Source organism: Sphingopyxis sp., assembly GCF_035998905.1.
Classification (GTDB): domain Bacteria; phylum Pseudomonadota; class Alphaproteobacteria; order Sphingomonadales; family Sphingomonadaceae; genus Sphingopyxis.
The window spans coordinates 65,035-79,689 of record NZ_DASYHG010000029.1 but is presented as its reverse complement, the minus strand read 5'-3'; the positions used below and the strand labels follow the sequence as shown (position 1 = coordinate 79,689).

The following is a 14,655-nucleotide window of genomic DNA, read 5'->3' as shown; positions in this document are numbered from 1 at the left end:
GCGGCGGCTGCTTCTGCCTTTGATGCTCCTGTTGCTGCTGCCGGTTCCGGCGGCAGCGCAGAAGATGATCGCGCTGTCGTTCGACGATGTGCCGCGCGGGCGCGGCGCCTTTTTCACGCCCGAAGAGCGCACGCGGCGTATCATTGCCGCGCTGAAAAAGGCGAAAGCGCCGCAGGCGGCCTTCTTCGTCAACCCGGGCGCGATCGGGCATGGTGACGGCGCCGGCGGCGAAGCGCGCATCGCCGCCTATGTCGCGGCGGGCCATGTCATCGCGAACCATGGCAACAGCCACAAGCGCCTCAGCACCACCGACACCGCCGCCTATCTCGCCGACATCGACGCGGCAGAGGTCTCGCTCAAGGGCCGGCCCGGCTATCGCCCCTGGTTTCGTTTCCCCTTCCTCGACGAAGGCGGGAAGGACAAGGCGAAGCGCGACGCGCTGCGGCAGGGCCTTGCCGCACGCGGCCTCCGCAACGGCTATGTCACCGCCGAATCGTCCGACTGGCACCTCGAGAGCCTGACGCGCGACGCGGTGCTGGCCGGAAAGAAGATCGATCGCACGGCGCTCGGCAATCTCTACGTCACCTGGCATGTCGAGGCGGCGGACTTCGCCGACGCGATGATGCGGCGCGTCACGGGCCGCCAGCCGGTGCAGGTGATGCTGCTCCACGAAACCGATCTCGCGGCGTTTCATATCGGCGATCTCGTCCGCGCCCTGCGCAAGGCTGGCTGGACCATCGTCAGCGCCGATACCGCCTATGCCGATCCGATCGGCGGGGAAATGCCCGACGTGCCGGTGGCAAACGGAACGCTCACCGAAGCGCTGGCTTGGGCTGCCGGCGTGCCGGCGCCGCGCTGGTACCGCTATAACCAGGTCGATCTCGCGACCGCGGCATTCCGTGAAAAGGTTCTCGGCGAAGGGGACGGCGAATGAAACTCGTGCGCCGCGCTACGCATTTCTCCTCCCAAAGGAGATTGCCGATGACCCGCCTGATGCTTCCTGCCGCCCTGTTGCTGCTTGCCGCGTGCAGCGGCGGCAAGGACGAAGAATCGGGACCCGAGGCGAGCGCCACGATCAGCCCGCTGCAAAAAGCCGAGCGTCCCGCGCCCGTGGCTGCGCCCGAGACGGTCGACGCCGATCTGCCCGCCGCGGTGGAAGAAACCCCCGCGAAACCCGAAACCAAAACCGCCGTTGATGGCAAGGCCATCCCCCCTGCAATCCGCGGCCGCTGGGCGCTGAAGGCGGCCGATTGCAAGGCAAAGAAGGGCACCGACCTCACCGCGCTCACGATCGACGCGACGAACCTGCGCTTCTACGAATCGCATGGCGAGCTGGCGCGCGTTCGCGAAAGCGACGCGAACCGCATCGTCGCCGACTATAAATTCAGCGGCGAAGGCGTCGAATGGGATAGGCAGATGCAACTCGACCTTGCCGACGGCGGCAAGACGCTCGTTCGCCGCGATACGGGCGAGGGTGCCGCCGCTGGTCCAATGCGCTATACGCGCTGCGCCGGATGACGGCTTTTTGAAAGGGAGACTGAAGATGGACATTCGCTTGGCTCTAATCGCCGCCGTCCTGCCGCTCGCCGCCTGCGCGCAGGAACGGCCGCCCGTCGAATCCGCTCCTCCGCCGCCAGCCGAAATGACGTGCAAGGCCGACGCGGCGCAAAGCTATGTCGGCCAGACCGCGACCCCCGATCTTGGTGGCGCGATCCTGAAAGCCACCGGCGCGCGCACGCTTCGTTGGGGCCCGCCGCGCTCGGCGATGACGATGGATTATCGCGTCGACCGCGTGAACGTGATGTACGACGACGCCTACAAGATCACGCAGGTCAGCTGTGGCTGATATGCGGCACGACTGACCGGATCGCGAAGACGGTGTTCGGACTGCTCGCCCTATCCTTGTTGGCCGGTACCCAGCCGGAGCCACCCAGAACCGTCAACGGGGCGGTTCTGGGAACGGCGGAGGATTTTTCCACCACGGGTCCGGCGATCATCTGCATGCGCGAACTGGCGGTGGAGGCCGGCGCTGGCGAAACCGTCTATCTTGGCTATTCGGGCATCCATAACGGAACGCTGCGGTGGCAGGGGCCGCAAGGTGCGATCGAATTCAAGCAAAGCGAAAGCTGGCAGCCGCCGCGCGGGCGCGGCCGTCTTGTCGGCGAATTCGGGCACTATTCGGTTTATCGAAAGCGCGACAGCGCCGATCTCTATCTGGCGTTTCTCGCGGGTGAGGAGGGTGAAATGCGCCTCGATCTCAGGATCGCGGGGGGCGCGCTCGACGGTTCGAAACGCGACGAGCCGCTGCTGAAGCGGCTTTTGCAACATAGCGGACGATCGCCGCGCTGCGACCGCACTTACGCTTATGGTTGGGGAATGATTATGGGAGATGAATCTGTCGTGTCGGAACCGGGCAATGAGTGACCGTCGCAACCACAGTTCGGCATCGCCCTTCGAACCGGTCTACGGCTACAGCCGCGCGGTTCGGGTGGGGAACCGTATCGACGTCGCGGGCTGTGCGCCGATCGAACCCGATGGCAGCTCGACCCCCGGCGACGCGGGGGCACAGGCTGCGCGCTGCATCGCGATCATCGGCGAGGCGCTCGAAGCGCTCGGCGGCAGCTATGCCGATGTCGTGCGCACGCGCATGTATATCACCGACGCCGCGGACGCCGATCTGGTGGGCCATGCGCACGGATCGGCATTCAAAAATGTCCGTCCGGCATCGACGATGCTGGTTGTGCCGGCGCTGATCCGGCCCGAATGGAAAGTCGAAATCGAAGCCGAAGCCATTATCGAGAAATGACCATGACCGACCAGTTCCAGCTTACCGACGATCAGCTCGCCATCCAGGATATGGCGCGCAAATTCACAGCCGACCGCATCACGCCCTTCGCGGCCGAATGGGACGAGAAAAGCCACTATCCCGTCGACGTGTGGAAGGCCGCGGGCGAACTCGGCTTCGGCGCCATCTACGTCGCCGAGGAATCGGGCGGCATTGGGCTCGGCCGATTGGAGGCGGCGCTGATCATGGAGGCGATGGCCTATGGCTGCCCCGCGACATCCGCCTATGTCTCGATCCACAATATGGCGACGTGGATGATCGACCGCTTCGGCAGCGCGGAGATCAAGGCGCGCTTCCTGCCGAGCCTCGTGAGCATGGAAAAGATCGCCAGCTATTGCCTCACCGAACCCGGTTCGGGATCCGACGCCGCCGCGCTCAAGGCGACGGCGAAACGCGCCAAGGATTCTGGGGGCGATCATTATGTGCTCAACGGCACCAAGCAGTTCATTTCGGGCGCGGGCTATAACGACATCTATGTCTGCATGGTCCGCACCGGCGAGGAGAAGTCGAAGGGCATCAGCTGCCTCGTCGTCGAAAAGGATACGCCGGGACTGAGCTTCGGCGCGCCCGAGAAGAAGCTCGGCTGGAACGCTTCGCCGACCGCACAGGTGATCTTCGAGGATTGCCGCGTGCCGGTCGAAAATCTCGTCGGCGCCGAAGGCGACGGCTTCCGCTTCGCGATGGCGGGGCTCGACGGCGGCCGCCTCAACATCGGCGCCTGCTCCTTGGGCGGCGCGCAGCGCTGCCTCGACGAGGCGATCGCCTACACCAAGGACCGCCAGCAGTTCGGCCAGCCGATCGCCGATTTCCAGAACACGCAATTCACCCTCGCCGACATGGCGACCGATCTCGAAGCGTCGCGCGCTTTGCTTTATCTTGCGGCGGCAAAGGTCACCGCAAACGCACCCGACAAGTCGCGCTTCTCGGCGATGGCGAAGCGGCTCGCGACCGATAACGGCAGCAAGATCGTCAACGACGCGCTCCAGCTGTTCGGCGGCTATGGTTATCTGCGCGACTATCCGATCGAGCGTTTCTGGCGCGACCTCCGCGTCCATTCGATCCTCGAAGGCACCAACCAGGTGATGCGGATGATCGTCGGAAGGGACTTGCTGCGCCAATGACGGACGATGTTTTGATCTCGACCGACCTTCGCGTCGGCCGCATTTCGCTCAATCGCCCGAAGGCGATCCACGCGCTGAACCTTCCGATGTGTCAGGCGATGATCGATGCGTTGCTGAAATGGCGCGACGACGACGCGGTCGAGGCGGTGATCATCGACCATAGCGAGGGCCGCGGCTTCTGCGCGGGCGGCGATATCCGCATGCTTGCGGAAAGCGGCGCGAAGGACGGCAAGGAGGCGCGCCAATTCTTCCACACTGAATATCGCCTCAACCATCTGCTCTTCACTTATTCCAAGCCCGTCGTCGCCTTCATGGACGGTATCACGATGGGCGGCGGGGTCGGCATCTCGCAGCCGGCGAAATATCGCGTCGCGACCGAACATACGCGTTTCGCAATGCCCGAGACCGGGATCGGCCTGTTCCCCGACGTCGGCGGCGGCTGGTACCTGCCGCGCCTCGAAGGCCGCGTCGGCGCCTATCTCGCGCTCACCGGCGCGCGGCTCGACGGCGCGGAGTGTTTGGCGCTCGGCCTCGCTACCCATTATCTGCCGTCCGAGAAGCTCGCCGAGGCAAAGGCGCGGATCGCGGTCGATCCCGACCGTATCGGCGGTATATTGGGCGAACTGTCGGTCACCGCGCCGCCCGCTGGAATCTCCCAGCATCTCGAACGGATCAACCGCCTGTTCGCGAGCGACACCTATGAGGACATCCTCGCTGCGCTCGAAGCCGATGGCGGCGAATGGGCCGAAAAGGAGCTGGCGACGCTTCGCGGCAAATCGCCGCAGACGTGCAAGGTCGCGCTCCGCCAGCTCAAGGAAGGCGGCGAAATGCACGACTTCGCCGCGCAAATGGCGCAGGAATATGCGATCGGTAGCCGCGTCGTCGCAATGCACGACTTCATCGAGGGCGTGCGCGCGCTGATCGTCGACAAGGACAACAGCCCGAAATGGAATCCGGCCACGCCCGAGGCTGTCACCGACGACTGGATCGACGCGATCTTTGCGCCGCTCCCCGACAATGAGAAATGGACGCCGTTATGAGCTTCGCCGATCCGATCGTCCTCTATCATGCGGTAAAGCAGAGCTGGTCGGCGGAGACGATATCGGACCCGTTCGACCCGGCCAATCCGTGCCGCAACCAGTGCGCGGTGACCGCGCTTGCCGTGCATCATCATTTCGGCGGCGACATCGTGAAGACCGCGACGAAGGGCGGCACGCATTTCTACAACCGGATCGACGGGCGTTATTGGGATCTGGCGGCCGACCAGTTCGACGAGCCTATCCCTTACGACAACCAGCCGACCTCGACCGACGAGGCGCATGACCATGCCACCCCGGCGCAGCTTGAGGTGCTGCTGCGCAATATCGACGCCAACCGCTGATACAGGACAAGACCATGAGCTATGAAACCCTCCTCGTCGAAACGCGCGGGGCCGTCACGCTGGTGACATTGAACCGCCCGCAGGCGCTGAACGCGCTCAATTCGGGCGTGCTCGACGATCTGATTGCGGCTTTTGCGGCGTTCGAGGCCGACGACAGCCAGCGCTGCGCCGTGCTCACCGGATCGGGCGACAAGGCGTTTGCCGCGGGCGCCGACATCAAGGAAATGGCCGACAAGCCCGCGTCCGATTTCTACCTCGAAGATTTCTTCTCGAAATGGACGAGCGACTTCGTGAAGAAGGTGCGGAAGCCGTGGATCGCCGCGGTCAATGGCTTCGCGCTCGGCGGCGGCTGCGAACTCGCAATGATGGCCGACTTCATCATCGCATCGGACAAGGCGAAATTCGGCCAGCCCGAAATCAAGCTCGGCGTCGCGCCGGGCATGGGCGGATCGCAGCGGCTCACGCGCGCGATCGGCAAGGCGAAGGCAATGGAAATGTGCCTCACCGGCCGCATGATGGACGCCGCCGAAGCCGAACGTTCGGGCCTCGTCGCGCGCGTCGTCGAACATGAAACGCTGGTCGAGGAGGCCGTGAAGACCGCGACCACGATCGCGTCGATGCCGCCGATGGCCGCGATGGTGAACAAGGACATGGTCAACGCCGCGTTCGAAACCACTCTCGACCAGGGGCTGGTCTACGAACGCCGCCTGTTCCAGATCCTCGCCGCGACCGAGGACAAGGCCGAAGGCATGGCCGCCTTCATCGAAAAGCGCGAAGGCGTGTGGAAGGGGCGGTGAGGATGTTTTCCCGTGAAGCGCTCGGTCCGGCCGGCGCGTTGATCGGGTTGCATCTGGCTCTTTGGGCGACCGTTTCAGCTACCGGCGCCCAATATGACTCGCGCGGGCTTGAGCAGTTGCTTTGGTGGGTTGTCGCTCTGTGGGTTCTGCCGATCGTCAGCCTCATCGTGTTGGCTTCATATGGACTTAGCGACTTTCAGTCGTGGTTGAAGCTCCGCCGACAAGCAAAACAAGGAAAAGAATGATGAAAATCGCCTTTATCGGACTCGGCAACATGGGCGGCGGCATGGCCGCGAATCTGGCGAAGGCGGGGCATGAGGTCCGCGCCTTCGATCTCAGCGAGGAAGCGCTCGCGCGCGCCGTCGAGGCGGGCTGTTCGCGCGCTGCGTCGGCCACCGAAGCCGTCACCGGTGCCGAAGCCGTCGTGACCATGCTTCCCGCGGGCAAGCATGTCGCCTCTGTCTATGAAAGCGACGTTTTCCCGAATGCCGCGCCGGGCACCTTGCTGCTCGATTGTTCGACGATCGACGTCGCGACCGCGCGCGCCAATATCGAAGCCGCGACTGCCAAGGGCCTCGTTGCGGTCGATGCGCCGGTTTCCGGCGGTATCGCGGCGGCCAATGCGGCTACGCTGACCTTCATGGTCGGCGGCACCGGCGAAGGCTTCGCACGCGCCGAACCGATCCTTGGCCTTATGGGCAAGGCGGTGATCCACGCGGGCGACGCGGGCGCGGGACAGGGCGCGAAGATCTGCAATAACATGCTGCTCGGCGCCTCGATGGTCGCGACGTGCGAAACGCTCGCGCTTGCGCAGAAGCTCGGGCTCGATCCGCAGAAATTCTTCGACATCGCGAGCGTCTCGTCGGGGCAGTGCTGGTCGCTGACGAGTTATGCGCCGCTTCCCGGCGTCGGCCCGACCACCCCCGCCGACAATGATTACAAGGGCGGGTTCGCTGCGGCGCTGATGCTCAAGGATTTGCGCCTCGCGATGGAGGCGGCGGCGAGCGTCGATGCCGACGTCCCGATGGGATCGAAGGCGCGCGAGCTCTACGACGCCTTTGTCGAGGCCGACAAGGACGGCCGCGACTTTTCGGCGATCATCAAGACGCTTCAGTAGAAATCCGCGGTCTCGCCGCCGTCGCGGCGTTCGGTGCGATGCACCTGCGTCGGCGCCTTGCGCTCGCCGGTGCGTATTTCGAGCCGCCCGTCGACCCGCCGCACCTCGGCGGGCGAGAGGATGCGCGCGCGGGCGACCGCGACCGCCGTTGCCTGCGGGCCCGTGGGCGGCGCAGCCACCGGCACGCTGCCGGTGAGCAGGAGGACGGCGAGGAACGACATGGCGATCATGCTCTGCCGTAACGGCAGGCCTTGCCAGCGCTTTAACCCTGAATCGCAAGTTTTTGCTCATGCCTGCGGCGTCCACAGGCCAAAAGAAAGGCCGCCTGCCCCGCACCGGGACAGACGGCCGTCTTTTCGTAAGCGAAGGGGGCTTAGAAGCCCGTTTTCGCCTCCGCTTTTTCCTTGAGCAGCGGCGCGATCTCGAAACCATGTTTTTCGAGCGCCGCGACGATCTTGTCGGTGCCTTCGAGCCCCGCCCAGAACATCGGGCCGCCGCGATAGACCGGCCAGCCATAGCCATAGATCCACACGACATCGATGTCCGACGCGCGCTGCGCCTTGCCTTCGGCGAGGATCAGCGCGCCTTCGTTGACCATCGGATAGAGCGTGCGCTCGATGATCTCCTGATCGGTGATCTCGCGCTTCTCGACGCCTGCCTTGGCGCGGAACTGCTCGATGATCTCGGCGACGCGTGCGCTTTCCGACGGATTGCGCTTTTCGTCATAGTCGTAAAAGCCCGCCTGCTTCTTCTGCCCCCAGCGGCCTTCGGCGCAGAGCGCGTCGCGGATGCTTTCGATGCGGTTGGGATCGCGGTGCCAGCCGATGTCGACGCCGGCGAGGTCGCTCATCTGGAACGGTCCCATCGGCATGCCGAATTCGACATGCACATTGTCGACCTGCGCCGGGGTCGCGCCTTCCATCAGCAGGTTCATCGCCTCGACCTGACGGGGTTTGAGCATGCGGTTGCCGATAAAGCCGTCGCACACGCCTGCAACCACCGCGACCTTGCCGATTTTCTTACCCGTAGCCATCGCCGTCGCCAGCGCGTCGGGTGCGGTCTTTTCGCCGCGCACGACCTCAAGCAGCTTCATGACATTGGCGGGCGAGAAGAAGTGCATGCCGAGCACGTCGCCGGGGCGGCTCGTCGCGGTCGCGATCTCGTCGACGTCGAGGTAGCTGGTGTTCGACGCGAGGATCGCGCCGGGCTTCGCGATCTTGTCGAGCTTGCCGAAGATGTCCTTCTTGACGTCCATATTCTCATAGACCGCCTCGATGATCAGGTCGCAGTCGGCAAGGTCGTCGAGACTGAGGCTCGGCGTCAGGATGCCCATCATCTGGTCGACCTGTTCGGGCTTGAAGCGGCCCTTGGCCGCCGAGGCGTCGTAATTCTTGCGGATCACGCCGACGCCGCGGTCGAGCGCGTCCTCAGCCATTTCGACGATCGTGACGGGGATGCCCTTCTGGAGGAAGTTCATCGAAATGCCGCCGCCCATCGTGCCGGCGCCGATCACGCCGACCTTCTTGATGTCGCGCAGCTGTGTGTCCTTGGGCAGGCCGTCGATCTTCGCGGCCTGGCGCTCGGCGAAGAAGATGTGGCGCTGCGCCGCCGACTGGCTGCCGAACATCAGCTTCATGAACTGTTCGCGTTCGAAAGCGAGACCCTCGTCGAACGGCAGGCGCGTCGCGGCCTCGACGCAGGCGAGGTTGGCATAGGGCGCCTCGAAACCGCGCCAGCGTTTGGCGTTCGCGGCCTTGAGCTGTTCGATCACCGCGACGTCGCCGAACACCGGACGCTCGCGCGTCGGGCGCGGGCCGTCGGCGATCTTGGCGCGCGCGAAGGCGATCGCATCGGCCGCCAGGCTGTCCTCGCCCGCGAGTTCGTCGACGAGGCCAAGTTCCTTGGCCTTCGATGCGGGCAGCGGATCGCCGGTCGAGACCATCGTCGCCGCGGCTTCGACGCCGACGACGCGCGGCAGGCGCTGCGTGCCGCCCGCGCCGGGGAGCAGGCCGAGCTTGACCTCGGGAACGCCGAGCTTCGCCGAGGGCACGGCGACGCGATAATGGCAGACGAGCGCGGTTTCGAGACCTCCCCCAAGGGCTGTTCCGTGAATCGCCGCGACGACCGGCTTCGATGCGGCTTCGATGCTGTTGAGCACCGCGTTGAAATCGGGGCCGCGCGGCGGCTTGCCGAATTCGCTGATGTCGGCGCCCGCGATAAAGGTCGCACCGGCGCAGCGCAGCACGATCGCCTTGACGCTATCGTCGGCAAGCGCGGCGGTGAAATGATCCTCGAGCCCCTGGCGGACGTGCCAGCTCAGGGCATTCACGGGCGGGTTGTTGACGATGATGACGGCGACTTCGCCATCCTTTTCCATCGTGACGGAAACGGGGGTGTCTTCGGACATGGGAGAACTCCTTGGTCTAATGTCAGTCATCAAGCGCGGCGTGGACAAAGGTCTTGACCTCGCGCCGCACGGGATAGGTGGAAGAGGGCATGAGCTGGGTCATGAAGACCATGCAAATCTGTTCGACCGGATCGACGAAGAAGCCGGTCGAGAACATGCCGCCCCAGTAAAAATCGCCCGCCGAGCCGGGAATGCCGGCGCGCGCGGGATCGAGCGTGACCGCGAAGCCGAGACCGAAGCCGATCCCGGCATTCTCGTCCTCGCTGAAGATGCCGACGCTGTGCTGCGTCAGGTCGCCGCCGCCGGGCAGATGGTTCGAGGTCATCAGATCGAGCGTCTTGCGGCTGATGATCCGCGTGCCGCCCAGCTTGCCGCTGCCGAGCAGCATCAGGCAGAAACGGTGGTAATCGTGCAGCGTCGAGGCGAGCCCGCCGCCACCCGAATGAAAGCTGCGGTCCTTCGCCCAGCGGCTGCGCGCACCGCTGTCGAAACCCTGCTTCTTGTCCTTCGGATGAAAGGCATAGGCGTCGGTCAGCCGGTGCTGCTGGTCGGCGGGCACCTTGAAGCCGGTATCGACCATGCCGAGCGGGCCAAAGATACGCTCCTGCAAAACCTGCGCGAAGGGCTTGCCCTCGATGCGTTCGATCACCGCGCCGAGCACATCGGTCGCCATCGAATAATTCCAGTGCGCGCCGGGGTCGAACTGCAACGGGATTTTCGCGAGATCGGCGATGAAGCTGTCCATCGTATAATCGGCGTCGAAATCGTCGATCTTCGCCTTGCGATACGCGGCGTCGACCGGCGTGCGTTCCTGAAAGCCGTAAGTCAGCCCAGAAGTATGGCGCAGCAGGTCGACCATGCGGATCGGCTGCGTCGGCGGCCGCGTCAGGAAGGGGACATTGCCGCCACCCGCGACGAACACGCCGGTGTCCTTGAACTCGGGGCAGAATTTGACGAGCGGGTCCGACAGCGCGACCTTGCCCTCCTCGACCAGCATCATGAAGGCGATGCTGGTGATCGGCTTGGTCATGCTCGCGATGCGGAAGATCGCATCCTCTTTCAGCGCCTCGCCGGGACGCCCCTCGCCAATGCACGACAGATGCGCGATCTCGCCGCGCCGCGACACGAGCGTCGCCGCGTGCGGCAGGCGGCCGGTGTCGACATATTTGGCGGCGAGAAATGCGGGGATGCGGCCCAGCCGCGCGGTGTCGAATCCATGTGCCATGATGATCGGTCTATCAGTGCGAGGTCTGGCCGAGCAACTGGCGCGTCACCGGGTGCGAGCTGGTGAGCCCGCCGTCGACGGCGATCGCCTGTCCGTTGACATAGCTCGCCTGGTCGCTCGCGAGGAAGAGTGCGACATTGGCGAGCTCTTCGGGCTGCGCGGCGCGGCGCAGCGGGTTCAATTGGCCGAGCTTGTGGGTGACTTCCTTCGCCTTCGCATAGTCGAAGGTCGGTTTGGTCATCCCCGTTTCGGTAAGGCCGGGGCACACCGCGTTGACGCGCACGCCGCTGGTCGAGAGCTGCTGCGCCGCGACCTTGGCGAGGTTGATCACGCCTGCCTTCGACGCCGAATAGGCGCCCGGACCCGCGCCCGAATTCAGACCCGCGACGCTCGCGGTCAGCACGATCGCGCCGCCGCGTCCCTGATCGACCATCGCCTTGCCGGCGTGCTTCACCATCAGCGCGGGGCCGATCAGGTTGACGCGCAAGGTCTCGGCCCACGCATCGGGGTCGAAGTCGAAGATGCCGCCCATGTCGCCGATGATCCCGGCGTTGGCGAAGGCGACGTCGAGTCCGCCGAAGCTGTCTTTCGCCGTGGCGACGAGCGAGGCGACATCGGCCTCGACGCCCGCATCGATTTCGAGCGCGGCGACTTCGCCGCCTGCATCCTTCACCAGCTTTGCCGTGTCGTGCACCGCGGCCGTCTTGTCGCCGATAACGAGCTTCGCGCCCTCGGCGGCGAAGCGCAGCGCGCTCGCGCGGCCGATGCCGCTGCCAGCCCCCGTGATGATCGCAACCTTGCCGTCCAATGCGCCCATCATGCGCCTCCCGAAATCGTGGCCCCGCCATCGCACACGATGGTCTGGCCGGTGGTGAATGCCCCCGCCTTGCTGGCGAGGAAGACCGCGGCGCCCGCGATCTCGTGCGGCTCTCCGATCCGCTTCAAGGTCGAGGCGGCGGTCGATCGTTTGAGATTGTCGGGATTTTCCCACAAGGCGCGCGCCATGTCGGTGCGCACCAGCCCCGGCGCGATGCAGTTGACGCGCACGCCGCGCGGCCCGAATTCGACCGCGAAATTGCGCGCGACCTGCATGTCGGCGGCCTTCGAAATCCCGTAGGCGCCGATGATCGGCGATCCCTTGAGTCCGCCGATCGAGCTGATGATGATGATCGATCCTTCGCCGCGTTCGAGCATCTCGGGCGCGACCATCGAGATCAGCCAGTGGTTGGACAGGATATTATTGTCCATGATCTTGCGGAACTGGTCGTCGCTGATCCCCAGCCCGGGGCCATAATAGGGGTTCGACGCGGCGTTGCAGACGAGCGTGGTGATCTTGCCGAAGACGCGGCGCGTCTCGGCAACGAGTATCTCCAGCTCTTCTTTCGACGAGATGTTCGCGCGCACCGCGATTGCGGTGCCTTCGCCATATTTCGCGTTGATCTCGGCCGCGGTTTCTTCGCAGGCGTCGGCCTTGCGGCTCGAAATCACGACCTTCGCGCCCTGTTCGGCCATCGCCTCGGCGGTCGCCTTGCCGATGCCGCGCGACGATCCGGTGATCAGCGCGACCTGCCCCGTCATGTCGAACAGGCTCATGCGCCGGCCTTCCGTGCAAAGTCCCACGCCTTTTCGGCGAGCGGGCGGACGCGTTCGGACATGTCCTTCGCATGCTGCGACGAGGCGGTGCCCTCGATCACGCGCTTCTTGATGCCCTGGATGATGCCCGCGAGGCGGAAGAAATTATAGGCGAAATACCAGTTCATATCGGGCACGCCGTCGCGGCCGGTCGCGGCGCAATAACGTTCGACCATTTCGTCGAGTTCGGGAATGCCGAGCGCGGTGCGGTCGAGGTCCATCACCCCCGAACGCCCGCCATTCTCGGTCACCCACGCCATCGCGACATAGGTGAAATCGGCGAGCGGATCGCCCAAGGTCGACAGCTCCCAGTCGAGCACCGCGAGCACTTCGGGCCGGTCCTTGGCATAGATCATATTGTCGATGCGATAGTCGCCGTGGACGACGCTGGTACGCGTCTGTTCGGGCAAGGTCGCGGGCAGCCACGCGATCAGCTGCTCCATCTCGTCCATCGTCTCGGTCTCGGCGAGGCGATATTGCTTCGTCCAGCGATCGACCTGCCGCCCGAAATAATTGCCGGGCTTGCCGAAATCGGACAGCCCGGCCGCCTCGACATCGACATTGTGCAGCGCGGCGAGCGTGTCGATCATCGCTTCATAGGTGGCGCGGCGGTTTTCGGGGGTCGATCCGGGCATCGCGCCGTCCCAGATCGTATGGCCGTCGACCATCCCCATCACATAGAACCAGCTGCCCACCACCGAGTCATCGGTGCACAGGCCGTACTGGCGCGCGACAGGGAAGCCGGTCTTGTGGAGACCCGCCTGCACCTTATACTCGCGGTCGACCGCATGCGCCGACGGCAGCAGCGGGCCGAAGGGCTTGCGGCGGAGCACATAATTTCCCGACGGCGCGCTGATCTTGTAGGTCGGATTCGACTGACCGCCCGCGAACTTGCTCTGCGTCAGCGGGCCGGTGAAACCTTCGACATTCGCTTCCATCCACGCGGTCAGCTTCGCCTCGTCGAGGATATCGGCGCCTTCGGGGGCAACGGTGCCGCTGAAGGCCTTTTGGGCGTCGAGCGTCATTGGTCGAATACGATCACCGACCGCGCGGCGTCGCCCTTTCGCATCTTGTCGAACCCTTCGTTGACTTGTCCCAGCGGGATCGTCTCGGCGACGATGCTGTCGAGGTCGAGCAGCCCGCGGAGGTAGAAGTCGACGAGGCGCGGGATATCGACGGGGAAGCGGTTGCCGCCCATGATTGCGCCCTGCAATTTCTTGCCCGAAAGCAGGTCCATCGCCGACAGGCCGACCTTCTCGGCGAGCGGCATCATGCCGAGGATCGTCGCGGTGCCGCCGCGGCGCAGCGACGCGACCGCGAGGCTCGCCGACGCCGGCCGGCCCACCGCTTCGATCGCATGGTCGACGCCGCCCTTCGAGATTTCCAGGATCTGCTTCGCGGCATCGTCGGACAGCGCATCGACGACGTCGGTCGCGCCGAGCTTGACCGCGAGCGCGCGCTTTTCGGGAACCGGATCGGCGGCGATGATGCGCCCCGCGCCGGCGATCTTCGCGGCGTTGATCGTCGCGAGCCCGACGCCGCCGCAACCGACGACCGCGACGGTCTCGCCCGGGGTGACCTTGCACGCGTTGAAGATCGTGCCCGCGCCCGTCGTCACCGCGCAGCCGATGACGGCGGCGCGGTCGAGCGGCATCTCGGGGTCGATCGCGACGCACGCATGTTCGTGGACCAGCATCACTTCCGAAAAGGCCGAGAGGTTGAGCATCTGGTTCACCGGCGACCCGTCGGGACGCGTGATGCGGGGTGCCGATCCGGCGGGCCGGCGCGTGTCGCCGCCCATGCAGAGCGACATGCGGCCCGACACGCAGAATTCGCAATGGCCGCAGAAGGCGCTGAGGCAGGTGACGACCGCGTCGCCGACCTTCACCGTGCGCACTTCGCTGCCGACCGCTTCGACGATGCCCGCGGCTTCATGGCCGGGGATCGCGGGCAGCGGGTGCGGGTAGGCGCCGTCGATGAAATGCAGGTCCGAATGGCAGAGCCCGCACGCGGCGGTGCGGATGCGCACCTCGTGCGGGCCGCAGTCGGCGACGACGACATCCTCGATCGACAGCGGCTTGCCCGGCTCGATCAGAATCGCGGCTTTGGTCACAATATCTCTCCGAATTC

18 protein-coding genes are annotated in these 14,655 nt (G+C 65.2%); 11 read left to right on the top strand and 7 right to left on the bottom strand.

All coding sequences use genetic code 11. The annotated features are described in order from the left end of the window. Positions 1-22 precede the first annotated feature (22 nt). From VGN62_RS17595 to mmsB, 11 genes are read left to right on the top strand one after another with little or no spacing between them, the layout of a single operon-like run. Positions 23-934 (top strand): polysaccharide deacetylase family protein, encoded by a 912-nt coding sequence (locus tag VGN62_RS17595; RefSeq protein ID WP_327457009.1) that lies wholly within the window; start codon positions 23-25, stop codon positions 932-934. 47 nt (positions 935-981) lie between these two features. After that, positions 982-1,518 carry a hypothetical protein gene (locus VGN62_RS17590; RefSeq protein WP_327456287.1) on the top strand — a complete coding sequence of 179 codons (537 nt, stop codon included), beginning with the start codon at positions 982-984 and terminating at the stop codon, positions 1,516-1,518. Between the two features lie 25 nt (positions 1,519-1,543). Then, positions 1,544-1,846 carry an I78 family peptidase inhibitor gene (locus tag VGN62_RS17585; RefSeq protein WP_327456285.1) on the top strand — a complete coding sequence of 101 codons (303 nt, stop codon included), beginning with the start codon at positions 1,544-1,546 and terminating at the stop codon, positions 1,844-1,846. Between the two features lie 32 nt (positions 1,847-1,878). After that, a complete protein-coding gene (locus tag VGN62_RS17580; protein ID WP_327456283.1) occupies positions 1,879-2,424 on the top strand; it encodes a hypothetical protein in 546 nt (181 codons plus the stop codon). Continuing rightward, entirely contained in the window at positions 2,417-2,806 is a 390-nt protein-coding gene (locus VGN62_RS17575) for a RidA family protein (RefSeq protein ID WP_327456281.1), read from the top strand. The genes VGN62_RS17580 and VGN62_RS17575 overlap by 8 nt, the downstream gene beginning before the upstream one ends. Positions 2,807-2,808: 2 nt before the next feature. After that, positions 2,809-3,966, top strand: coding sequence for an acyl-CoA dehydrogenase family protein (locus VGN62_RS17570; RefSeq protein WP_327456279.1), 1,158 nt, complete (start codon positions 2,809-2,811; stop codon positions 3,964-3,966). Beyond that, complete coding sequence (locus VGN62_RS17565) at positions 3,963-5,006, top strand: enoyl-CoA hydratase/isomerase family protein (protein WP_327456277.1); 1,044 nt, start codon at positions 3,963-3,965, stop codon at positions 5,004-5,006. The genes VGN62_RS17570 and VGN62_RS17565 overlap by 4 nt, the downstream gene beginning before the upstream one ends. Further along, the gene (locus VGN62_RS17560) at positions 5,003-5,347 is read left to right on the top strand and encodes a YunG family protein (protein ID WP_327456275.1); all 345 of its coding nucleotides are present in this window, start codon (positions 5,003-5,005) and stop codon (positions 5,345-5,347) included. The genes VGN62_RS17565 and VGN62_RS17560 overlap by 4 nt, the downstream gene beginning before the upstream one ends. 14 nt (positions 5,348-5,361) lie before the next feature. Continuing rightward, complete coding sequence (locus VGN62_RS17555; protein ID WP_327456273.1) at positions 5,362-6,144, top strand: enoyl-CoA hydratase-related protein; 783 nt, start codon at positions 5,362-5,364, stop codon at positions 6,142-6,144. A gap of 2 nt (positions 6,145-6,146) precedes the next feature. Further along, positions 6,147-6,389 (top strand): hypothetical protein, encoded by a 243-nt coding sequence (locus VGN62_RS17550; protein WP_327456271.1) that lies wholly within the window; start codon positions 6,147-6,149, stop codon positions 6,387-6,389. Beyond that, positions 6,386-7,261 carry a 3-hydroxyisobutyrate dehydrogenase gene (gene mmsB / locus VGN62_RS17545; protein WP_327456269.1) on the top strand — a complete coding sequence of 292 codons (876 nt, stop codon included), beginning with the start codon at positions 6,386-6,388 and terminating at the stop codon, positions 7,259-7,261. Before VGN62_RS17550 ends, mmsB begins: the two co-directional genes overlap by 4 nt. Here the strand turns inward: mmsB and VGN62_RS17540 are convergent. The 7 genes from VGN62_RS17540 to VGN62_RS17510 form a co-directional block, all read right to left on the bottom strand. Next, entirely contained in the window at positions 7,255-7,482 is a 228-nt protein-coding gene (locus VGN62_RS17540; protein WP_327456267.1) for a hypothetical protein, read from the bottom strand. The two genes, mmsB and VGN62_RS17540, sit on opposite strands and share 7 nt — an antisense overlap. A gap of 152 nt (positions 7,483-7,634) precedes the next feature. Beyond that, on the bottom strand, positions 7,635-9,668 hold the full coding sequence (locus VGN62_RS17535) for a 3-hydroxyacyl-CoA dehydrogenase NAD-binding domain-containing protein (RefSeq protein WP_327456265.1): 2,034 nt from the start codon (positions 9,666-9,668) through the stop codon (positions 7,635-7,637). A 22-nt stretch (positions 9,669-9,690) separates the two neighbouring features. Continuing rightward, a complete protein-coding gene (locus VGN62_RS17530) occupies positions 9,691-10,893 on the bottom strand; it encodes a serine hydrolase domain-containing protein (protein WP_327456263.1) in 1,203 nt (400 codons plus the stop codon). A 13-nt stretch (positions 10,894-10,906) separates the two neighbouring features. Continuing rightward, a complete protein-coding gene (locus tag VGN62_RS17525; RefSeq protein WP_327457007.1) occupies positions 10,907-11,710 on the bottom strand; it encodes an SDR family NAD(P)-dependent oxidoreductase in 804 nt (267 codons plus the stop codon). Then, positions 11,710-12,486: an SDR family oxidoreductase gene (locus tag VGN62_RS17520; protein WP_327456261.1), complete on the bottom strand. Its 777-nt coding sequence runs from the start codon at positions 12,484-12,486 to the stop codon at positions 11,710-11,712. The genes VGN62_RS17525 and VGN62_RS17520 overlap by 1 nt, the downstream gene beginning before the upstream one ends. Beyond that, positions 12,483-13,550 carry a phosphotransferase family protein gene (locus tag VGN62_RS17515; RefSeq protein WP_327456259.1) on the bottom strand — a complete coding sequence of 356 codons (1,068 nt, stop codon included), beginning with the start codon at positions 13,548-13,550 and terminating at the stop codon, positions 12,483-12,485. Before VGN62_RS17515 ends, VGN62_RS17520 begins: the two co-directional genes overlap by 4 nt. Further along, positions 13,547-14,638, bottom strand: coding sequence for a Zn-dependent alcohol dehydrogenase (locus VGN62_RS17510; protein WP_327456258.1), 1,092 nt, complete (start codon positions 14,636-14,638; stop codon positions 13,547-13,549). The genes VGN62_RS17515 and VGN62_RS17510 overlap by 4 nt, the downstream gene beginning before the upstream one ends. Between the last annotated feature and the right edge of the window lie 17 nt (positions 14,639-14,655).